Source organism: Flavobacterium pedocola, assembly GCF_053764385.1.
In genome coordinates this window covers 190,523-211,688 of sequence record NZ_JBSNCR010000001.1, presented here as the reverse complement: position 1 = coordinate 211,688, position 21,166 = coordinate 190,523, and the positions used below count along the sequence as shown (strand labels likewise).

Annotated in this window: 20 protein-coding genes; 14 read left to right on the top strand and 6 right to left on the bottom strand. The window is 37.3% G+C overall.

Annotated elements, in window-relative coordinates; all coding sequences use genetic code 11:
- The first annotated feature begins 168 nt into the window (after window positions 1-168).
- The 3 genes from ACWPKD_RS00970 (at window position 169) to ACWPKD_RS00960 (ending at window position 4,876) form a co-directional block, all read left to right on the top strand.
- Window positions 169-2,355, top strand: coding sequence for a PAS domain S-box protein (locus ACWPKD_RS00970; RefSeq protein WP_455410806.1), 2,187 nt, complete (start codon window positions 169-171; stop codon window positions 2,353-2,355).
- 99 nt (window positions 2,356-2,454) lie between these two features.
- Window positions 2,455-3,549, top strand: a complete 1,095-nt coding sequence (locus tag ACWPKD_RS00965) for a sulfatase-like hydrolase/transferase (protein WP_455410805.1) — start codon at window positions 2,455-2,457, stop codon at window positions 3,547-3,549.
- An 82-nt stretch (window positions 3,550-3,631) separates the two neighbouring features.
- Window positions 3,632-4,876 (top strand): MFS transporter, encoded by a 1,245-nt coding sequence (locus ACWPKD_RS00960; protein WP_455410804.1) that lies wholly within the window; start codon window positions 3,632-3,634, stop codon window positions 4,874-4,876.
- Between the two features lie 97 nt (window positions 4,877-4,973).
- On the opposite strand, the gene ACWPKD_RS00955 is transcribed toward ACWPKD_RS00960, so the two are convergent.
- The 3 genes from ACWPKD_RS00955 to ACWPKD_RS00945 form a co-directional block, all read right to left on the bottom strand.
- Window positions 4,974-5,483, bottom strand: a complete 510-nt coding sequence (locus ACWPKD_RS00955) for a CAP domain-containing protein (RefSeq protein WP_455410803.1) — start codon at window positions 5,481-5,483, stop codon at window positions 4,974-4,976.
- A 226-nt stretch (window positions 5,484-5,709) separates the two neighbouring features.
- Complete coding sequence (locus ACWPKD_RS00950) at window positions 5,710-6,249, bottom strand: hypothetical protein (RefSeq protein ID WP_455410802.1); 540 nt, start codon at window positions 6,247-6,249, stop codon at window positions 5,710-5,712.
- A 293-nt stretch (window positions 6,250-6,542) separates the two neighbouring features.
- The gene (locus ACWPKD_RS00945) at window positions 6,543-6,827 is read right to left on the bottom strand and encodes a hypothetical protein (protein ID WP_455410801.1); all 285 of its coding nucleotides are present in this window, start codon (window positions 6,825-6,827) and stop codon (window positions 6,543-6,545) included.
- A 138-nt stretch (window positions 6,828-6,965) separates the two neighbouring features.
- On the opposite strand from ACWPKD_RS00945, the gene ACWPKD_RS00940 reads away from it, so the two are divergent.
- The 3 genes from ACWPKD_RS00940 to smpB are packed head-to-tail and all read left to right on the top strand — an operon-like array spanning window position 6,966 to window position 8,519.
- Window positions 6,966-7,523, top strand: a complete 558-nt coding sequence (locus ACWPKD_RS00940; protein WP_455410800.1) for a GNAT family N-acetyltransferase — start codon at window positions 6,966-6,968, stop codon at window positions 7,521-7,523.
- A gap of 12 nt (window positions 7,524-7,535) precedes the next feature.
- Complete coding sequence (locus ACWPKD_RS00935; RefSeq protein WP_455410799.1) at window positions 7,536-8,021, top strand: phosphoglycerate mutase family protein; 486 nt, start codon at window positions 7,536-7,538, stop codon at window positions 8,019-8,021.
- Window positions 8,022-8,066: 45 nt separating this feature from the next.
- Window positions 8,067-8,519 carry an SsrA-binding protein SmpB gene (gene smpB, locus ACWPKD_RS00930; protein ID WP_455410798.1) on the top strand — a complete coding sequence of 151 codons (453 nt, stop codon included), beginning with the start codon at window positions 8,067-8,069 and terminating at the stop codon, window positions 8,517-8,519.
- Here the strand turns inward: smpB and ACWPKD_RS00925 are convergent.
- A complete protein-coding gene (locus ACWPKD_RS00925; protein WP_455410797.1) occupies window positions 8,516-9,157 on the bottom strand; it encodes a protein-L-isoaspartate(D-aspartate) O-methyltransferase in 642 nt (213 codons plus the stop codon). The two genes, smpB and ACWPKD_RS00925, sit on opposite strands and share 4 nt — an antisense overlap.
- Window positions 9,158-9,312: 155 nt before the next feature.
- Here ACWPKD_RS00925 and ACWPKD_RS00920 point away from each other — a divergent pair, with 155 nt between their 5' ends.
- From ACWPKD_RS00920 to ACWPKD_RS00885, 8 genes are all read left to right on the top strand, one after another.
- Window positions 9,313-10,281: a Gfo/Idh/MocA family protein gene (locus tag ACWPKD_RS00920; RefSeq protein ID WP_455410796.1), complete on the top strand. Its 969-nt coding sequence runs from the start codon at window positions 9,313-9,315 to the stop codon at window positions 10,279-10,281.
- 35 nt (window positions 10,282-10,316) lie between these two features.
- Window positions 10,317-11,207 carry a 3-hydroxyacyl-CoA dehydrogenase family protein gene (locus ACWPKD_RS00915; RefSeq protein WP_313807516.1) on the top strand — a complete coding sequence of 297 codons (891 nt, stop codon included), beginning with the start codon at window positions 10,317-10,319 and terminating at the stop codon, window positions 11,205-11,207.
- 67 nt (window positions 11,208-11,274) lie between these two features.
- Window positions 11,275-12,495 carry a DUF1015 domain-containing protein gene (locus ACWPKD_RS00910; protein ID WP_455410795.1) on the top strand — a complete coding sequence of 407 codons (1,221 nt, stop codon included), beginning with the start codon at window positions 11,275-11,277 and terminating at the stop codon, window positions 12,493-12,495.
- Window positions 12,496-12,558: 63 nt separating this feature from the next.
- Window positions 12,559-14,901: a T9SS type A sorting domain-containing protein gene (locus ACWPKD_RS00905; protein WP_455410794.1), complete on the top strand. Its 2,343-nt coding sequence runs from the start codon at window positions 12,559-12,561 to the stop codon at window positions 14,899-14,901.
- Between the two features lie 33 nt (window positions 14,902-14,934).
- Window positions 14,935-15,594, top strand: a complete 660-nt coding sequence (locus ACWPKD_RS00900) for a YggS family pyridoxal phosphate-dependent enzyme (protein WP_455410793.1) — start codon at window positions 14,935-14,937, stop codon at window positions 15,592-15,594.
- A 52-nt stretch (window positions 15,595-15,646) separates the two neighbouring features.
- The gene (locus ACWPKD_RS00895) at window positions 15,647-17,008 is read left to right on the top strand and encodes an exonuclease domain-containing protein (protein WP_455410792.1); all 1,362 of its coding nucleotides are present in this window, start codon (window positions 15,647-15,649) and stop codon (window positions 17,006-17,008) included.
- Window positions 17,009-17,069: 61 nt separating this feature from the next.
- Window positions 17,070-17,993, top strand: a complete 924-nt coding sequence (gene miaA, locus ACWPKD_RS00890; RefSeq protein ID WP_455410791.1) for a tRNA (adenosine(37)-N6)-dimethylallyltransferase MiaA — start codon at window positions 17,070-17,072, stop codon at window positions 17,991-17,993.
- Window positions 17,994-18,065: 72 nt separating this feature from the next.
- Entirely contained in the window at window positions 18,066-18,797 is a 732-nt protein-coding gene (locus ACWPKD_RS00885) for an acyl-[acyl-carrier-protein] thioesterase (RefSeq protein WP_455410790.1), read from the top strand.
- A gap of 52 nt (window positions 18,798-18,849) precedes the next feature.
- Here the strand turns inward: ACWPKD_RS00885 and ACWPKD_RS00880 are convergent, their stop codons facing one another.
- Window positions 18,850-19,566: a response regulator transcription factor gene (locus ACWPKD_RS00880; protein WP_455410789.1), complete on the bottom strand. Its 717-nt coding sequence runs from the start codon at window positions 19,564-19,566 to the stop codon at window positions 18,850-18,852.
- A 5-nt stretch (window positions 19,567-19,571) separates the two neighbouring features.
- Window positions 19,572-21,155, bottom strand: coding sequence for a sensor histidine kinase (locus tag ACWPKD_RS00875; RefSeq protein ID WP_455410788.1), 1,584 nt, complete (start codon window positions 21,153-21,155; stop codon window positions 19,572-19,574).
- Between the last annotated feature and the right edge of the window lie 11 nt (window positions 21,156-21,166).

Here is a 21,166-nt window from a genome sequence, read left to right as displayed (position 1 = left end):
GACCGGTTCTTAGGAATCGGTCGGGTATTTTTTATTTAGGCAGCCAATCATCCGATAAAAATGACCATCAATAGAAAAACCGGCAGCAACCTAGCTTATCTCTTTAAAAATCACTAATTTAATATTGAAAACCACAGTTTACCGAACTCCGCCCTACAATTCAGAACCATGAAAAAGAGTATCTCAAAAATAACTGATGCGATTTCAGGGACCGAAAAAAACATCCTTAAGGCTTTATTCAAAAATGCCGTTGATCCTATAATGATTATCAATCACAATGGCGCAATTTCAGACTGTAATAAAGCCATGTGTGAGATGTTGCATCATACTCGTAAAGCCATTTTACAACTGAATATTTCATCGCTCATCAAGCAGAATGAATCCATTGAAAACAGCATCACACTGGAAACGCTACTCAGCCACAGTGGTAATTTTACAGACCTTAAATTAATCGGCCGCAATGGCAACATCGTTTATACGGAAATCAACACTCAAATTCTGAATGACCAGCAAATCCTGGTTATCTTCCACAATATCAGCGAACGGGTAAAAAAATTCAAAATCATCAACAAATCAGGAGAAAACAATAAGGATATATTTGAAAATAATGACATCGGTTACACACTGGTTGATACAAAATTCAATATTGTGTACTTCAATGAACAGGCACGGCAAAAATCAAAACTGTTTTTGGAAAAAGAATTTAAAGTCGGGGATTATTATCTCGATACGCTTGCCGAAAAGCGTAAAAATTTTGTCCTCAACAATTTCAAAAATGTCCTGAAAGGCAAAACTGCACGATACGATATTGAATATCCCGTAAAAGACGGTTCCATCAATTATCTGAAAGTGGTTATGGTTCCCATTCGCGATAAAAAAAACAATGTCATCGGCATTTGCATCTATTCCATTGATTTCTCATCCAGAAAAAAAATGGAGCATGAGAAAGACATCGCCCTTTACCAACTCAATGAAAGGATAAAAGAACTAACAACGTTATACCTTGTTGGTCAGATTTTTGAAAACGAAAAACGGTCTATTCCTTCATTGCTCAAAGAAATTGTTGACATACTTCCTTCCGGATGGCAGTTTCCGGAAATTACCGCGGCAAGGATTACCATTGGTAAACACGAAGCAAAAACCACCAATTACAAAAAAAGCCCATATCTTCAGCAAACAATCTTTTCAACCACTGATTATCAAAGCGGTACAATTGAAATCGTGTATCTTGAAGAAAAACCTAAAGAGTACGAAGGCCCGTTTCTTGAAGAAGAACGTAAATTGCTGAATATGATTGGAGAAATTCTCAGGGTTAATCTGTCAAGAAAGTACGAAATGCAGGCGCTCAAAAAATCTGAAGCCAATTTACAGGCTATTTTCAACACAACGGAAACGGCTTACACCCTGATTGATAATGATTTGAAAATCATCTCATTTAATCAACAGACAAAATCATTTTTTAAGAAAGAACTCAAAAAAGATATCAGACTTAATAAAGTTTTTCTTGATTATTTCTCTACGGAGCAAAGAGAAGATTTTTCAGTATTAATTCCGAAAGTTCTAAAAGGAGATACTATTGATTTTGAATCAAAATTCAAACAAAAAGACACTACTGAAAATTGGTACTATATCAAACTGGCACCAGTACTGGATATTTCTAAAAAAGTTTTGGGTTTTATGCTTACCGTTAATAACATTACCGAACGCAAACGATTCGACGAACACATCAGAAACCAGCTGCTGTTGCTTAAAGAACTTTCCTTTATCACTTCCCACGAATTAAGGCATGAATATGCAAAACTGCATTCCATAGTCGATGTGCTCAATCAGGACGACCGTTTACTTGGAGAAGAAAGAATCCTTGTGCAGGAAGGCATCAATTCGTTCAATAAAATAAACGCCATCATCTACAAACTGAACGATAAACTAACGTTTGGTCAGTCTATCGAAATGGACTCCATAGCACGGAAAAAGAACATGGTGGAAGACATTCTACTGGTGGATGATGATTTGATTACCAATTTGCTCCACTCAAAAGTTCTGGAGAAGTTCTACCAAAAAGAAAAAATCCATACCAGTCAATCCGTGGACGAAGCCATAATTTACTTAAAAGAAAACGACAAAAAAGGAAACCATTTGATATTGTTGGATCTGAACATGCCTAAAAAAACCGGTTGGGACTTTCTTGTAGAGTACCGGAATTTTGAAAAACAATCGCCTGTTATCATTCTTACATCCTCCATCGATCCTAAAGACAAGAAAAAAGCCAGGGAATTCGATGTGGTCAAAAATTTCGTCTCCAAACCGCTGCGTTTTGACATAATCGAAAAAATAAAACATCAGGTATATATTTGATATTTTTCATCCGTTACAGACAATTCTATTGCTGTTAGCCGGAAATCCGATTATATTTTCTAACTTGTATGGAGGAAATTACAGCGCAAAATCGATATCATGCTTCCAAAAAAAACCATCTTTTTATTGCTGCTTTTCACCACTACGGTTTTTTCTCAACAAAAAATTGAAAACATGATAATTGTAACCATTGACGGTTTGCGATGGCAGGAAGTTTTTTACGGAATGGATGCCCGGATTGCCTCTAAGAAAAAGTACAATCCTTCTAAAAGTAAAGCGGCTTTTAACGATTACAGAGGTCATAATTATAAACAACGTCGAAAAAAACTGATGCCTTTCCTTTGGACGGTCGTTGAAGAACAAGGTCAGCTGTACGGTAACCGGAAGCACGGATCGAAAGTAAACAATGCCAACCCTTACCTGTTTTCCTATCCCGGTTACAGTGAAATTTTTTGCGGTTATGTCGATAAAAACATTGATTCCAATGGCTATCCTGAAAACCCGAACACCAACATCCTGGAATTCCTCAACCTCCATCCTTCCTACAATGGAAAAGTGGCGGCTTTTACGGCTTGGGAAACTTTCAACAGAATCCTAAACGAGCAGCGTAGCGGATTTCCGGTTTTTGCAGCATTTGACAGCATAGGAGGAAAAAATCCCAATGAAAAGGAAAAACTACTGAACAACATGCTTCAAAACAGTTTAAAACCCTGGAACGATCGGGAATGTTTAGACGTTTTCACCCATTATGCCGCTATGGAATATCTGACGGCCAGAAACCCTAAAATAGTATACATTGCCTATGGCGAAACAGACGAATGGGCGCATGTGGGCAAATACCAAAACTACCTGAACGCTGCAAATCAGATTGATAAATGGCTGGAGGAAATCTGGAATTATGTGCAATCATCACCACACTATAAAAACAAGACCGCGCTTTTAATTACGGTAGATCACGGCAGAGGAAGCAAACGAAAAAGCCACTGGACCAAACACGGTGAATCCATTCCCGGGTCTGATCAGGTTTGGTTTGCCATTATGGGGCCTGGAATACCCGCTAAAGGCGAAGTAAAAAAGAAAGTACAGTTATACCAGAATCAGATTGCACAAACCATAGCCGGTCTTCTGGATATGAAATTTATTGCGGCGCATCCGGTAGAAGAAAGTTTCTGTACTGAAATCTTCAGCAAATAATCAAAATCCCCTTTTCCAAAGAATTCATCAAACGGGTACATTCTTTCTATTTTTTTCTATTTTTGAACACCAAACAAAAAAAATGGAAGAATTCACTCTAAACCAAAAGCTAAAACATTTATTCTCTTTTCCCGTAATCGTGGCGGCTTTAGGCTATTTCGTTGATATTTACGATTTATTGCTTTTCGGGATTGTTCGTGTCCCGAGTTTAAAAGACCTTAATTTAGATGCCGATACTGCCGGAACGCTGATTCTGAATTATCAGATGACGGGATTGCTTTTAGGAGGCATCCTGTGGGGAGTTCTGGGAGATAAAAAAGGAAGACTGTCTGTGCTTTTCGGCTCGATTTTAGTGTATTCGATTGCCAATATCGCCTGCGGATTTCTGCCGCAAATGCCATTTCAGGACAAAACCACCATTTATGCCTTATTGCGTTTCATAGCAGGAATTGGTCTTGCCGGAGAATTAGGCGCAGGAATCACTCTAGTTTCCGAATCGTTACCCAAACAGTTACGCGCCATCGGAACCTCCATTGTAGCAGGATTCGGTTTGCTTGGTGCGGTAGTAGCGCAATTAACCGTTGAATTAGCCGGGGACTGGACTATCGCTTACATCATTGGCGGTGGCTTAGGATTGTTATTATTGTTCTTACGGGTGAGTGTAGTTGAATCCGGAATTTACAACGACATAAAACACGAGGAAAACATCGAAAAAGGGAATTTCCTTTCCTTCTTTACCAACTGGGATCGTTTTGTAAAATACCTGAAATGCATCGCCATCGGCCTACCTACTTGGTTTTGTATAGGCATTCTTGCCATGATGGCGAATCAATTTGCACCGGTGATGGGAATCCGTGACATTACCCCCGGAAAGGCAATTATGTGGGCGTATGTGGGTATTTCTGTTGGTGATTTTGCCAGCGGTTTTATTTCCCATTGGCTGCGTTCCCGAAAAAAAGCGATCTTATACATGATGCTTTTTACCATTGTTGGCGTTGCTTTATTGCTTTTCTCCGGAAAAATAACCGAGAATATGTATTACTTCTATTGCGCCTGGCTGGGACTGGGTACCGGATATTGGGCGATGTTTGTCACGGTTGGTTCAGAACAGTTCGGAACCAATATCAGAAGTACGGCTACCACAACAATTCCCAATATGGTTCGCGGTTTAGTTCCCGTAATGCTTATTGCCTTTGACAGCTTTAAAGTAAACAGTGGTGTAATCACAGCGGCTGCAATAGTTGGTATTGTAGCTTTTTCCCTTGGAATCTATTCTACGGTAACCATCGAAGAAACCCATAACCGTGATCTGGATTTTACAGAATAAATTATTTGAATAAAAAAGAAAAGTCCCGGGTTTATTCGGGACTTTCTTTTTGGATTAAAAATATAACCCAGAAACTAAACACATATTTTTAACTCGATTATTTGCGGATAAAGATGTTGGTAAAGTATAACTTTCCATCTGCATTGGCTCTTACCGATATACCACAGTGGGTATAATTCCCTTCCATGTTTGCTTTGTGCGAAGGGCTGTTTAACCAGGCCGTTACTACAGATTGTGCTGTTAAATAGTTATAAGCAACATTCTCTCCTACTGACAGTGCTCCCACTGTAGCGCGTAAATTATCTTCTCTTTGGGCAAAAAGGGCGTGCGATAATGTATTGTTAGCAATCATATACTGATCGTGTTCTTCTGAAACATTCGAAATATGATTGATTTTCTCTAATTGATTTAAACCTAATCCGGCGCGATGAGCATTTACAAGGTTTAAGATGTCCAATTCGATTTGAGAATAGGTATAGTTATTTTTGATAACATATTCCGATGAATTGGCAGGAGATGAATCCTCAGTACTTTCTGAAGAGCAAGAAGCAAAAGTGATAAGTAGGACAATGATCGATAAGGGGCGGAAGATTGTTGATACTTTCATAAATTAAAATTTAAATGTTATTGCTTCGCTACCAATTATTTTTTCGTAACTAATTGATAACGAGACAAATGTACATCAATTTCGATTAACTGCAAATTAAATCGACGAAATGCACGAAATTTTAACATTTAAAGCTAATTTACTGGTTTTCAGTGCGTAATATCAGAATTAAGCACAAAAAAAGCACTCAAATTTGAGTGCTTTGAAGAGGTATATCTTTACTTTTTTAAATTCCTTTTAAAATATCTCCTTTAGAATTGACAACTATGCGTTTAGTTTCTTTGTCTTTAGTGAGTTTTAAATTGTATTGTTTTTTAGTAATCTCACCGTCTTCCTGAGCGTATAAATACTTGTCATTCTCAATTTTCCAACCTGGAAATTGTCTGTAAACGCCATAAACAACGGTCATTGGTAAAACAACGTTATCATATTTTTCGACAACTCTTGTAAGTTTACCTTTTTCATTATAAGTGGCTGCCAGAGAAGCGCCTTTAATTTTCATTGTCACTAAAAAATTATCATAACCTTCGTAATCTTTACCAAGCTCGTAAGCGATAAAAGCATCCTGCAAATGTTTGATTTTAGCATCTTTGCTCTCATATTCAGGTAAATAAACAGAGAAATCATCACCGGCGCGTTTAATAACGATTTCCGGTAATTTTTTGGCGTCCATGGCATTTTCATCGTCGTTGCCTTTTGGACTCTCCTGGGCGTACGAAACTACAGTAAAGCCCAAAACAAATAATAGTTTTGCAATTGATCTCATAATGTTCGATTTTGATTAATGAATTATTAAACTCGTAAAATGCCAACGCAAAGGCTTACTGTTACTTCCCCTTTTTGTTACTGATCAGCATAATGATTTAAACCGCAGCATTAGAAACCGTTAAATAGGAATAATAAGGTTAACTATAAGAGCTATAGTAGATTGAGATTTGTCAGATAAAGTTAGGTTTTTTAAATACACCCGATTGTTAAAATTATCTACATAAAATGTTATAATTTCTTAAGATATTTTTGCCCCGCTATTCTGCATAAAAAAAGCTGTCAAAAGACAGCTTATACGGTTTTGTAAATTCGTTTTATCGGAATGACCACTCCTTGTTTTAAAATGATCCGTTCGTCGGTCAGTCCCCAAATGGTTGTGTCGACCATTTTTTTGGATTTATCATCTTCAAAAAAGATTTTTATTTTTAAATGTTCAAGGTTTCCTAAGGATAACGCTCTGTTTAAATCGTTTTTGCGTTGTAAAATGGCCTGTTTGTCATCTTCCAAAACATCGTCATCCGGGAAAAACAAAGTGCTAATCAACTCTTTGTCAATTGTTTCATAATTCGGTTCCATGCTATTCTGTATTAGTTCGTAAGTTTTTGGTCTTATAAATTTAATAATTTTTATAAAATAAACAGTATTTGGAATAATTTTTTAATGCATTTCTTAAATTATTTTGAAAAGAGTATTTTTACAGAAATTTACTTCAGTATGTTAACTTTTGATTTTTCAGATTTTCCTGTTTTGGAAACCGATCGGCTGACCCTTCGACAAATCCGTAACGAAGATGCTCCGGAACTGTTTGCACTTCGTTCCAATCCGGAAGTAATGCAATACATTCCGCGTGAAATGCCCAAACAAATTGACGATGCTGTCAAACATATAGAATTTATGCGCAGCTTACTGGAAAAAGGCGAAGCGATTAACTGGGCGATTTGTCTGAAAGAAAAACAAAAGTCAATCGGTATTATTGGTTTTTTTAAAATCCAGCCGGAAAACCATCGTGCGGAAATCGGTTATATGTTAAATCCTGACTTCAAAGGAAAAGGAATCATGAGCGAAGTTTTAACAGCCGCCATCCAATACGGTTTTGAAGGCATGAAACTTCATTCGATTGAAGCCATTACCCATACTGAAAATGTTTCCAGCTGGAAATTGCTTGAGAAAAAGGAATTTGTTCGCGAAGGACATTTCAAACAGGACACTTATTGGCAGGGAGTATATTCGGATAGTTTTGTCTACTCTCTTTTAAACCCAAACGAACGTTAATTTTTCCGTTATATGAAATTACTACTTACCCTGATTATTATGTTGTCCACACAACTTGGCATTTCCCAAAACAGCACCACGACCTTCTACCTGATTCGTCATGCGGAAAAAATGGACAATTCCGGAAATCCTGAATTATCGGAAAACGGATTGAAACGAGCAGAAAACTGGAGCCGTATTTTATCCGATATAAAATTTGATGAAGTCTACAGCACCAATTACAAAAGAACTATGACCACTGCCGCTCCGACCGCAGAGAAGAATCAAAAAACGGTCAAAACATACGATCCCAGAGCACTTGACACTAAAGTATTCCTAAAAGAAAACCTGAATAAGAATGTACTGGTTGTCGGTCACAGCAACACCATTCCGAAACTTGTCAACCAGTTAATCGGGAAAGACGTTTATGCGGATATTGACGATGCGGTTTTTGGTAATCTCTACATCGTAACCATTAATGGGAATTCCGTTAGCTATCAGTTATTGAAATTACAGTAGGGAACTATTGCGCCTTCTTCAATTTGTTCTTACATTTGCGCTCCTATGCAGAAAACTGTCAACATACTAAACAAAAGGGCTAAGTTCGATTACGAAATACTCGAAAAATATACGGCCGGAATAGTTTTGACCGGAACGGAAATCAAATCGATCCGTTTGGGCAAGGCTGGTATTGCTGAAAGTTTCTGCGAATTCCACAACAGTGAGCTGTTTGTAATCAATTCAAACATAGAAGAATACCTTTACGGAACGCATTACAACCACAAAGCCAAAAGTGAACGTAAATTACTTTTAAACCGTCGTGAATTGAAAAGTCTGGAGAAAAGCCTTCAGAATAAAGGGTTGACGATTATTCCTTTGCGTTTGTTTACCAATGAAAAAGGTCTTGCAAAGTTAGACATCGCCCTTTGCCGCGGAAAGAAAACCTTCGACAAGCGAGAAACCATAAAAGACCGCGACAACAAACGCGATCTTGACCGTATCAAAAAATCACATTAATTTTTATCTTCCAACAGCGGAACAAAACGGAAATCCCCGAATTCGTGTTTCTCGAACTGGGTTTCATTTTTGCGGATTAAAAGTGTCATTACCTGTACATCTTCCCCAACCGGAATCACCAGCCTTCCTCCTATTTTAAGCTGAGCCATAAGCGGTTGCGGTATAAACGGAGCACCAGCCGTTACAATAATACTATCGAAAGGTGCATACGCAGGCAACCCTTTATAACCGTCACCAAAAGCCAAATGTTTAGGACGGATGTGCAGTTTCGGTAATAACAGCGAAGTCGTTTTGAACAATTCATTTTGTCTTTCAATGGAATACACTTTGGCACCCATCGTACACAAAACAGCCGTCTGATAACCCGAACCGGTTCCGATTTCAAGTACTTTATCATCTTTTTTCACCTGAAGCAATTCGGTTTGAAACGCCACAGTGTAGGGTTGAGAAATAGTCTGTCCGGCCCCTATCGGAAAGGGTTTGTCCTGATAGGCGAAGTCTTCAAAACTTGAATTCAGAAATAAATGACGCGGAATCTTTCTAATCGCTTCCAATACGTTTTTATCCGTAATGCCCTTTTTCTCCAATAGGCTTACCAACTGATTTCGAAGTCCTTGATGTTTGGCTAAATCTCTCACTTTTTCGGCTTATTTGTTTCTGTAAAATTAGGCTTAAAAATTCCAAAAATCAAATCCCAAACTCCAAAAAGTGTAATCGTTTTAAAATTGGAATTTGGAATTTTAAAAGTTGGGATTTACTATTTTTAATTTTACATTTGTTAAAAATAGTTTCTATGCTTAAAGTAGGCGTTTTGGGTGCGGGCCACCTTGGAAAAATACATTTGCGATTACTACAACAATCTGAAAAATATGAATTAGTAGGCTTTTATGATGAAAATCAGGACTATGCCGAAAAAATAGCTCAGGAATTCGGTTACCAGCGATTCGACACCATCGCCAAATTGATTCACGCTGTAGACGTGGTTGATATTGTAACCCCTACACTTTCCCACTACAAATGCGCTCGCGTAGCCATCAAATCCGGAAAACACGTTTTTATTGAAAAACCGATTTCCACTACTGTTGAAGAAGCCGAAGAAATCATCGCTTTGGCCAAAGAATACAACGTAAAAGGACAAGTCGGGCATGTAGAACGTTTCAATCCTGCTTTTAAAGCGGTTAAACATAAGATCGAAAACCCGATGTTTATTGAAACCCACCGTTTAGCGGAATTCAACCCGCGAGGTACGGATGTTCCCGTGGTTTTAGACTTGATGATTCACGACATCGATGCGATTCTAAGTGTTGTCAATTCAAAAGTGAAAAACGTAAATGCCAGCGGTGTAGCCGTTATCAGTGATTCTCCGGATATTTCCAACGCAAGAATTGAATTTGAAAACGGTTGTGTGGCTAACATTACTTCCAGCCGAATTTCGATGAAAAACATGCGTAAATCGCGCTTCTTTCAAAAAGACGCCTACATCTCGGTTGATTATCTAGACAAAGTTTGCGAAGTGGTAAAAATGAAAGACGCTCCGGAAGTTCCGGGTGATTTCGATATGATTTTACAGAATGCGGAAGGGGTAAAAAAACAAATCTATTACGATAATCCGTCAGTTGAACCTAACAATGCCATTTTGGACGAACTGGAAACCTTTGCGGATGCCATCAACAACAATACAACTCCGGTGGTAACTTTGGAACAGGCAACCGAAGCATTACGTGTGGCCTACCAGATCATTGACTGCATGGAAAAAAAGTAACTCATAACTCATAACTTATAATTTATACTCAACTAATGAAAAACATAGCTGTAATCGGATCAGGAACCATGGGCAACGGAATTGCTCACACTTTTGCACAATCAGGTTTCACCGTAAAATTGATTGATATTTCAGAAAAAGCCTTGGAAAAAGGAATGGCAACTATTGCTGCTAACCTTGACCGTATGGTGGCAAAAGGAACAATTTCCGAAGAAGACAAACACAAAACCATCGGAAACATCATTACGTATACTGATGTAAAAGACGGTGTAGTCGGGTGTGATTTAGTGGTGGAAGCTGCTACGGAAAACGTAACTTTAAAACTGAACATCTTCAAACAATTAAGCGAAGTTTGCGATCATAATGTAATTTTGGCGACAAACACCTCTTCTATCTCCATTACTCAGATTGCAGCGCAAGTGGTTCATCCGGAAAGAGTTATCGGAATGCACTTCATGAACCCGGTGCCGATTATGAAACTGGTGGAAATCATCCGTGGTTATAATACTTCAGACGAAGTGACTAAAATCATCATGGATTTATCGTTAAAATTAGGAAAAACACCAACGGAAGTAAACGATTATCCAGGTTTCGTAGCGAACAGAATTTTAATGCCGATGATCAACGAATCCATCGAAACTTTATACAATGGTGTGGCCGGAGTAGAAGAAATCGATACGGTTATGAAATTAGGAATGGCGCATCCGATGGGACCCCTTCAATTAGCCGATTTTATTGGTCTTGACGTATGTTTATCGATCTTAAACGTTATGTACGACGGATTCAAAAACCCTAAATATGCACCATGCCCGTTATTGGTAAATATGGTAATGGCCGGTAAATTAGGTGTGAAATCCGGAGAAGGTTTCTACGACTATTCCGAAAGCAAAAAAGCAGAGAAAGTTTCGAAACAATTCAGTAAATAAAAGTCACAGTTTACAGTCGCAGTTCTCAAAATTCTGAATACTGCGACTGTGACTGCAAACTAAGCATATGGCTCAAATCATTCCATTCAAAGCAGTTAGACCCACGGCTGATAAAGTAAGCCTGGTAACTTCGCGTTCCTACGACGATTACGGAGCAGCGGAACTGGCCGCCTACCTGGAATTTAACCCGTTTTCGTTTTTACATATCCTGAATCCTGCGTATGTCAACCAGCAGAAAATCGGTTTCGAAAAGAGATTTAAAGCCGTTGCCCACAAATACGAAGATTTCAAAAAGGAAGGCATTCTGATTCAGGAAGATAAAGCCGTTTTTTATCTGTATGAAATTCAGTCGAAGAACCATACATTTACGGGGATTCTGGCCGGAACTTCAATAGATGATTACCAGAAGAATGTCATCAAAAAACACGAAGACACCTTACAGTATCGCGTAGAATTGTTCAAAGATTATCTTCACCAGACCGGTTTCAATACCGAACCTGTTTTGATTACTTACAAAGACGATTCCGAATTAACCGACTGGATTACAGCCAAAAAAGATTCTCGACCGGTTTACGAATTCTCAACCACCAACAAAGAAAGGCATACGCTTTGGACCGTTGAAAAGGAAGAGGAAATTCTCTGGCTGAAAAACAAGTTTGAAAAAATCGGTGATCTGTATATTGCGGACGGACATCATCGTTCCGCTTCCGCAGAATTATTGTATGAGGAAGACAAGCATCTGGGCAACGAAAATCTAAATTATTTTATGAGTTTCCTGATTGCGGATTCCAACGTGAAAATTTACGAATACAACCGAATCATCAGTGACTTAAACGGACATTCCAAAGAAGATTTCATCAAAAAAGTAGCGGAAAATTTCGTAATCAAAACCAAGAAACAGGAATTATGGAAACCGAAGCACAAATTTGAATTCGGGATGTATTTCGATGGGGAATTTTATGCTTTGCGTTTGAAAGAAGAGAAATTCAAATTCAATAATGTGCTGTCAAAACTCGATGCTCAAATCCTTTACGACACCGTTTTAAAACCCATTTTAGGTATAGAGGATTTACGTACCGATGACCGAATCGCTTACATTCCGGGAACCAAATCCATAACTTCCATAAAAGAATTGGTGGATAATGGAGAATACGAAGTGGGTTTCATGCTCTACCCTATCGACATAACCGAAATTAAAGCCATTGCAGACGAAAACCTGATAATGCCACCGAAAAGCACTTATATCGAACCAAAATTCCGCAGTGGTTTGGTAGTGTATGAATTATGATGTTAGAAGTCACTTTACAAATACATGGGAAAACAAAACCATAACTATTTTTTTAAAAAAATCATGAAAACAATTCTATTACTAGTATGCTTACTATTTAGTTCAATTTTCTTTGGACAAGTTTCATATCAAATTAGTTCAAATACACCAATAATAGAGGAAAACCTTCAAACAGCAATATCAAATATTGGTACCAATCAATCAACCATATATATTAATGGAAATATCAGTTTAACGAGTTCAATAACTATTCCTAAAAATATTACTTTAAAATTTTTATCAGGTTCGCTGATTTCTTTAAATGATCATAATTTAACAATTAATGGAATTATCGATGCAGGACTTTTTCAAATTTTCAATTGTAATGGAACAGGTAAAGTAGTTGGTGAACCAATAATTGAAAATGCATATCCAGATTGGTGGAAAAACCCAGCTGAATATTTTTGGAGTGATGCAATACAAAGTGCAGTAGATTTTTATCCCAAAGTTTTCTTTTCCAGTAGACCTACAACTACACCTATTGGTGTATTTGACGTTACTGCTTATCATATACACAAACCTATCGTTTTAGACCTAAGTAAATCATCTTATTTACTTACAGGAGTGGGTAAAAAATCACAATTCAGCACATATTGGGGCCGAACTCTGCATGGATTTAATGGATTTGTATTTTCTTGTAAAATTCCACCAATTCCACCAATTCCACATCCTGGATATGATAAAGGGGTGATATTTGAAAATCTTTCTTTTTTCTGTGAAAATGGAATTCAAATTAACGATGGAGCTACTAATGCAAATTATTCAGATGATGAACAAAATATTGAGAATGTAAAAATTAATTATTGTCTTTTTAAATATGAAGGAGAAAATCCAGCAAGTTCAATAGCTATATGGTTTAAAAAAGTGTTTGATTCCGAAATATCGAATAATAAAATAGAAGGGTTTGGTGTTGGTATTAAACTTGAAGGTTCTGATATAAACAACATTAGAGACAACAGAATCACTGATTTTTATAAATATGCAATATTAGATTTAAGTCATAATACTTTTGGCTCACAAAACACAATTGTACACAATGACTTATTAGTATATAAAGGAACTGCTGAAAAAGGTGCTTTTATAAAATCTACCTCTAATCATATTATTATCAGAGATAATTATCTAGAAAATAAATCAGGGAATCCTAAACTGTTTGCCTATATTGATTGTTCAAAATTCGATTTAACAACCAACGAAATCAACACCGGAAGTTTTTCAAAATTTATAGATATTACAGGGAACAGATGTGATATAGTTAATTCTTCCGTGACAAAATGGAACTATTATATAACCGAAAAATTCAAAGGGCTGAATTTAGCCGAATTACCCAATATAAGTGATTCGAATTCTGAATTGGATTCTTTTGAAAATTTAAAGAATAAAGTTATACCCTCGACATTTGCACTTGATTCAAATATTGAAAACCCTGTCAGTCATATTCCCTTGAAAGTTATAAGTACAACCGATTGGGATAAAACCATAAATATGACAAATTGTGAATCTTTTAAAGGTTGGAATCATAGTTTTTCTACTTCAAAACTGTTAAATAATGGAACAAATGGGGAGCTAATAATTGATTCGAAAAACATTTCTTATCATAGCAAGCGCGGTGATTACTCACTTCAAAGGTTTAATTCAAGAAGCTTTTTAATAGACCCAGACAATTCGGTTTTTATAATGCTAAATCAAAAATCTGAAAATAATATTCCAATAGACTTTTTTAATGGTGGGGCAACAATCAGAATCAAAATTAGAAATTATCGGACATCTACAGCAGAAACTTTGGACACAAATACTAATGATTTATATTTTGCTATAAAAACATCTTTAGTCGCAAATCCACCTCCAACTTTTTATAAAGCAACCATAGATATTCCTGATGGTGATAATTATTCAATCATAAAAATTAATGTCCCAGAATGTGCTTTTTCAAATCCAACATGTGAATTTTTAGATTTAACTAAAGATTATTATCTTCAAATACACGCCAAAAATTCAACAAAAGAAATTAAACAGATTAGTATTGAAGGTACTGATACAACAAGTACAGTTGCTAAATCAGAAGCTGATAATCAAAGTGATCCATTAATAAACAACGAAGAGGAGACTGTTCAAACTTTAATTGTAAAAGTTGATAATACTATTAAAACATATCCAAATCCAGTGCAAACCAATTTAAGTATTGATATTAAAAATGGGGATATTATCAAATCTATAGAAGTTTATACTGAAACTGGAGCTTTTATTGGAGATTATACTGATAAAATTAAAAACAATATTATAGATATAAGCTCATTACCTAATGCAACATATTTGGTAAAAGTTAAATGTTTTACACAAACCACTAAAACAATTATTAAAGAATAAAACAATTAGTGGTTAAATACTTTTTTAAAATAAATGTCGATCCAATCCAACCTCCAACATATTAAATCCACTCTTCCGTCGCACGTAACTTTGGTAGCAGTTTCCAAAACCAAACCGGTTAGTGATCTGATGGAAGCGTACAATGCCGGCCAAAGGATTTTCGGGGAAAATTATGTTCAGGAATTGGTGGACAAACAACCCCAGTTTCCTAATGATGTTGAATGGCATTTCATTGGACATTTACAAAGCAACAAAGTAAAGTACATTGCCCCTTTCGTCAGTTTGATTCACGGAGTGGACAGTTTGAAATTACTACTGGAAATCAACAAGCAGGCTCTAAAAAACAATAGGGTGATAGACTGTTTGCTTCAAGTTCATATTGCTGAAGAAGAAAGCAAATTCGGTTTAGACGAACAGGAACTGAACGAAATTTTATCCTCCGACGCATTAAAAGGGCTGAAGAATATAAAAATTGTCGGTTTAATGGGCATGTCTACTTTCACGGACAATCAGGAGCAAATCCAAAAAGAATTTCAAAACCTGAAAGCCATTTTCGATAAATACAAAACACTGAAAACCGAAAACTGCGACCTGCAAACCCTTTCCATGGGAATGTCCGGCGATTATCCGCTGGCAATTGAGTGCGGAAGCACAATGGTTCGCATAGGAAGTAGTATCTTTGGAAGCAGATAGCAAAATAATCACTAATAACTAATAACTCATAACTTATCACTCATAACTGATTTTGTACGCAATTCTCGACATAGAAACCACCGGAGGGCAATACAACGAAGAAGGTATTACGGAAATCGCCATCTATAAATTTGATGGTCACGAGGTTGTGGATCAGTTTATCAGTTTGGTCAACCCGGAAATCCCGATTCAGCCGTTTGTGGTGAAACTTACCGGTATCAATAATGCGATGCTTCGTTCGGCACCTAAGTTCTATGAAGTGGCCAAGCGCATTATTGAAATTACGGAAGGCTGTGTCATAGTGGCGCATAACGCTTCTTTCGATTATCGCATTTTACAGACCGAATTCAGACGATTAGGTTTCGACTTTAAAAAACCGACGCTTTGTACCGTGGAACTTTCCAAAAAATTGCTTCCGGGACATCAGTCCTATAGTTTAGGTAAGCTCGTACGTTCGTTAGGCATCCCAATGGCGGACCGACACCGTGCTTCCGGAGATGCGATGGCGACTGTAAAACTTTTCAAAATGCTGCTTTCCAAAGATCTGGAAAAAGAAATCGTGAAAAGTTATGTGAAAACCGAAATCAAAACCGGTATTTCTCCTAAATTAATGGATATTGTTGATGGTATTCCTTCCAAAACCGGCATCTATTACATCCATAAAGAAGACGGAACAATTATCTACATTGGAAAAAGCAAGAATATAAAAAAACGTGTGAATCAGCATTTTACGGCTACTTCACGCAAATCCAAAAAGATTCAGAACGAAGTTTTTGCAGTTACCTATGAAGAAACAGGAAGTGAATTGATTGCCCTTTTAAAAGAAAGCGAGGAAATCAAAGTCAACAAACCGATTTACAACCGTTCGCAACGCAAAACCATTTTCCCATACGCTTTATATGCTGAGAAAAATGAAGACGGATATCTGGCCTTAAAACTTCAGAAAACAGACGGACGCAAAAAGGAAATCACTTCGTTTGCAACCCTTTTGGAAGGAAAAGCCATATTGCATAAAATAACCGAAGAGCATCAGTTCTGTCAAAAAGTAAACGGCTTGTACAATACTAAAAAAGGCTGTTTTCAATACGATTTAAAACAATGCCTGGGCGCTTGCGTAGGTAAAGAATCACCGGAAGATTACAACAAACGTGTAAATTACTTCCTGGAAAACAACCAGTTGCAAAACCAGAATATGGTTATTGTGGACCGAGGCAGAAGCATCGACGAAAGAAGTGCGGTTTTAGTGGAAAACGGTGTTTACAAAGGCTATTGTTTCTACGATTTGAATTATCAGGTCAACAACATCGAAATCCTGAAAAACATCATCATCCCGATGCAGAACAACCGTGATTCAAGGAACATCATTCAGAATTACACCCGAAAGAAAAAGGTGCTAAAGATTATTAAGTTTTAAGTCTCAGTCTCAGTCTCAGTCTCAGTCTCAGTCCTCAGTCAACAAATTTAAAAACGCAGGTTTGAATTTTTTAATCACCATAATCGGCCCGACGGCAATCGGAAAAACCGCTTTGAGCATCAAACTGGCGCAGCATTTCGGTTGTGAAATCCTTTCGTGTGACAGCCGGCAGTTTTTTAAGGAAATGCGGATTGGTACGGCTGTTCCCAATGCGGAGGAATTGGCTGCAGCGAAACATCATTTCATACAGAACATCTCGGTTTTCGATTCTTATTCGGTTGGTGATTTCGAAACGGAGGCCATTGCTAAATTGGAAGAACTTTTCAAACAGAACAATGTCCAGATTATGGTTGGCGGTTCCGGTTTGTATGTCGATGCTGTTTTAAAAGGTTTCGACGATTTTCCGGATATTGAGGCATCCGTACGCGAGGAAATCAATGCAAAATATGACACATTAGGTATTGATTATCTGCAAAATACCCTAAAAGAACTTGATCCGGATTTCTTCCGTAAAATTTCAACGGAAAACCCCCAGACCTTACAAAACCCACAGCGCATGAAACGTTTTGTGGAAGTTTGTCTGGGAACCGGAAAGCCTTATTCTTCCTTCATCGGATTACGAAAAAACCAGCGCAATTTCACACCTGTTATTATTGGTTTGGAAGCTGACAGGGAAAAAATGTACGACCGCATCAACTTAAGGGTTGATTTAATGATGAAAGAAGGTCTGCTGGAAGAAGCCAAATCGGTATATCCGAACAAACATCTTAATGCTTTACAAACAGTAGGTTATCGCGAACTTTTCGATTATTTCGACGGAATTACTTCTTTGGAATTCGCTGTTGAAGAAATCAAGAAAAACACACGACGCTTTGCCAAACGCCAAATCACCTGGTTCAAAAGAACGGAACATGCCAAATGGTTTGATTATCAGAGTGATGTTTCGGAAATCGTTAACTTTGTGAATAGCAAAATGAATTCATAATTCATAATTCATAACTCATAATTCATAATTCATAATTCATAACTCATAATTCATAATTCATAACTCAAAAAAATGCCTATCTCACCTAATTTCACTTCAGTTTATTCACACGAATGGGAAATCAATTTTACCCAATGTGCACCGAATGGCTATCTGAAATATGTGGATTTGTGCAATTTACTGCAACTCACTGCGGCGGAACATTCCATTTTGGGCGGACTGAGTTTCAACGACATGCAGGAACACCATCAGGCCTGGGTTTTGAGCAGAATCCGTATTGAAATTGACGCGTTACCGAAATGGCAGGACAAAGTAGTGGTTAAAACCTGGATTGAAAGTCTGGAAGGGAACAAATCGATCCGTAACATTGAAATGTATCTGAACGATAAAAAGATTGTCGGCACAACTACCTTTTGGGCGGTTTTCAATACACAATTGCGAAAATCGGAAGGGTTGGCTTTACCGCATGAACACTTCGAAAAATATCCGGAACATCAGGCAACTTCGAAAAGTTTTTCAAGAATCAACATTCTTCAGGAAACTGAAAAAGTTGGGAAACGTAATGTGGTTTTGTCCGATTTGGATATTGTGAATCATGTGAACAACACGAAATACCTTGAATGGTGCCTGGATAGCCTACATCCGAAAACGGTTCTTAAACAAGAATTCAAAGCCTTGGAAATGAATTTTCTGCGTGAGTTGAATCTGTTTGAAATCGTAGAAATAAATGCCAACCCAGAAAAAGATTTCTTCACCGTAACCAAAGAAGGGAAAGTCTGTTTCGCCATGGTGCTGGAAAAATAAAAAAGCCCTGATTTCTCAGGGCTTTTAACCAATAATTAGTATTCTTAACTGTCTATTCGGCAGCTTTACCTTTAACTACCAAACGGAATCCTTCTCCGTGAATATTTAAAATCTCAACGTCTTCGTCCTGTTTTAAATACTTACGTAATTTAGCGATGTAAACATCCATACTTCTGGAAGTAAAGTAGTTATCATCTCTCCATATTTTTGTCAAAGCCAATTCACGAGGCATTAAATCATTTTCGTGCAAGGCCAGCATTTTCAGCAATTCGTTTTCTTTTGGTGATAATTTGATTGGCTCATCACCCGGATAAGTAAGGAAACGCAATTTTGAATTCAAATGGAATTTACCGATTTCAAATTCGAATTTCGTAGTATCCGTTTTAGTTTCAGACGCCTTACGCATGATAATCGCTTTGATTTTCATCAGCAATACCTCAGAATCAAAAGGCTTGTTCAGATAATCATCTGCTCCAACCTTGTATCCTTTCAATACATCTTCCTTCATCGATTTGGCCGTAAGGAAAATGATAGGCACTTCTTTGTTCTTATCGCGAATCTCTCTTGCCAGCGTATAACCGTCTTTGTAAGGCATCATCACGTCAAGAATACACAAATCGAAGTTGTCTTTCTTGAATTTTTCGAAACCTTCCATACCGTTTTTGGCCAGAGTGACGTCAAAATCGTTTATCGTTAAATAGTCTTTTAAAACTGCACCAAAGTTTGGATCGTCTTCTACTAACAGGATTTTTTTGTTAATTGTATCCATATTTCTTAATTTATTAATGGCATTTTAATAGTGAAAGTACTGCCTTTTCCTTTCTCGCTTTCTACAAAAATATGACCGTTGTGGTCGTCAATAATTCTTTTTACATAGGCCAGACCTAAACCATGACCTTTTACATTATGCAAATCACCGGTGTGCTCGCGGTAGAATTTTTCAAAAATTCTCTTTTGTGCTATTTTACTCATTCCGGTTCCCTGATCTTTTATTTTAATCAGGATGAAGTCTTTCACGTTTTCCGTGGAAACTTCCACTACCGGTGTTTCCGGTGAATATTTTATCGCATTGTCCAATATGTTCACGATTACATTGGTGAAATGGACGTCATTCAATAAAATCGTTGTTCGTTTCGCGTTGAGATTTGTTTTGATCACGCCTCCCCTGTCTTCCACGATCAGGTTCACATGCTCGATGGCGTCTTCTACGATATCATGTACATCGGTTGGTTCTTTGCTGATTTCCAACTCTCGCTTTTCCAGTTTTGATATACGGAGAACATTTTCCACCTGCGCGTGCATTCGCTTGTTTTCGTCGCGGATCATTTGCAAATAGCGCTGAATCTTCTCTTTATCTTCAATGATTTTCGGATTTTTGATTGCATCGAGGGCCAAATTGATTGTAGCAATCGGCGTTTTAAACTCGTGCGTCATATTGTTGATGAAATCCGTTTTAATCTCTGAAATTTGTTTCTGCTTAATCAACTGATGTAAAGCACTGAAATAAGCCACAATGATAACGAGCGTAAAAATCAATGAAAGCAACGTAATACCTACCAATGAAGAGAAAAGGAATTTTTCCTTCTGCGGGAAACTTACCAGCAACTGGTATTTCGATTCTCCGTCATTATCGGCAAAAACAGGAACTCCGTAAGTGGAATTCTTATCGTAATTAAAATTCTCGGATTTTACTTTCGTGGCCAGACCACTGCTGTAAATACCGAATTCAAATTGCGTCTTTACTTCATACTCACGTAATTCGTTCTCAAGCATCGCTCGCAACCGTTCCACGGAAATTCTTTCCTGAATCGATTTCAAAGCCATAATATCCTTAAAATACGTTTCAAACTGTACTTTATCAAGAATATCGAGTCTTCCTGATTTTTCAATGGTAACATCCGGAGCAGAAGTCTTCTGAAGTCCCGAATTGTCAATCAGGTTACCGTTATAAATTTCAGTCTTACGCTTGGAAACGAAGTTTTTGATTTTTACTGAATCAGCATTTTTATCAAAGAACGATCGGTTGATATTGTAATCTTCCTGAATGATGGTATTCGAATAAATGATCTGCTCATTTGTTCTCGGATTGCGCTCCACATAAAAGTACTCTTTAAGTTCACTTTGCTTAGGTGCTTTACCGATACTGTCTTTCAGTCTGTTGTATTTCTGATAGAACTCAAAGGCTTCCTGTTGCTGCAACTTATTGGCTACATTTCCAATAACCTGCTTTACGTGGTATTTGAACTGCTCTTCGTTATTCTTGTACGATGTATTAATCCAATACAACTGAACCAGAATAATTCCTAAAAGGGACAAGCTCATCAAAATAACCAATAACCGGAAACGTGTCTTATTCATCAAAACAAAAT

What these genes read in the sequence shown, in the direction of transcription:
- ACWPKD_RS00970 (WP_455410806.1), top strand. Translation starts at nt 169, where the DNA reads ATGAAAAAGAGTATCTCAAAAATAACTGATGCGATTTCAGGGACCGAA.
- ACWPKD_RS00965 (WP_455410805.1), top strand. Translation starts at nt 2,455, where the DNA reads ATGCTTCCAAAAAAAACCATCTTTTTATTGCTGCTTTTCACCACTACG.
- ACWPKD_RS00960 (WP_455410804.1), top strand. Translation starts at nt 3,632, where the DNA reads ATGGAAGAATTCACTCTAAACCAAAAGCTAAAACATTTATTCTCTTTT.
- ACWPKD_RS00955 (WP_455410803.1), bottom strand. Translation starts at nt 5,483, where the DNA reads ATGAAAGTATCAACAATCTTCCGCCCCTTATCGATCATTGTCCTACTT.
- ACWPKD_RS00950 (WP_455410802.1), bottom strand. Translation starts at nt 6,249, where the DNA reads ATGAGATCAATTGCAAAACTATTATTTGTTTTGGGCTTTACTGTAGTT.
- ACWPKD_RS00945 (WP_455410801.1), bottom strand. Translation starts at nt 6,827, where the DNA reads ATGGAACCGAATTATGAAACAATTGACAAAGAGTTGATTAGCACTTTG.
- ACWPKD_RS00940 (WP_455410800.1), top strand. Translation starts at nt 6,966, where the DNA reads ATGTTAACTTTTGATTTTTCAGATTTTCCTGTTTTGGAAACCGATCGG.
- ACWPKD_RS00935 (WP_455410799.1), top strand. Translation starts at nt 7,536, where the DNA reads ATGAAATTACTACTTACCCTGATTATTATGTTGTCCACACAACTTGGC.
- smpB (WP_455410798.1), top strand. Translation starts at nt 8,067, where the DNA reads ATGCAGAAAACTGTCAACATACTAAACAAAAGGGCTAAGTTCGATTAC.
- ACWPKD_RS00920 (WP_455410796.1), top strand. Translation starts at nt 9,313, where the DNA reads ATGCTTAAAGTAGGCGTTTTGGGTGCGGGCCACCTTGGAAAAATACAT.
- ACWPKD_RS00915 (WP_313807516.1), top strand. Translation starts at nt 10,317, where the DNA reads ATGAAAAACATAGCTGTAATCGGATCAGGAACCATGGGCAACGGAATT.
- ACWPKD_RS00910 (WP_455410795.1), top strand. Translation starts at nt 11,275, where the DNA reads ATGGCTCAAATCATTCCATTCAAAGCAGTTAGACCCACGGCTGATAAA.
- ACWPKD_RS00905 (WP_455410794.1), top strand. Translation starts at nt 12,559, where the DNA reads ATGAAAACAATTCTATTACTAGTATGCTTACTATTTAGTTCAATTTTC.
- ACWPKD_RS00900 (WP_455410793.1), top strand. Translation starts at nt 14,935, where the DNA reads ATGTCGATCCAATCCAACCTCCAACATATTAAATCCACTCTTCCGTCG.
- ACWPKD_RS00885 (WP_455410790.1), top strand. Translation starts at nt 18,066, where the DNA reads ATGCCTATCTCACCTAATTTCACTTCAGTTTATTCACACGAATGGGAA.
- ACWPKD_RS00880 (WP_455410789.1), bottom strand. Translation starts at nt 19,566, where the DNA reads ATGGATACAATTAACAAAAAAATCCTGTTAGTAGAAGACGATCCAAAC.
- ACWPKD_RS00875 (WP_455410788.1), bottom strand. Translation starts at nt 21,155, where the DNA reads ATGAATAAGACACGTTTCCGGTTATTGGTTATTTTGATGAGCTTGTCC.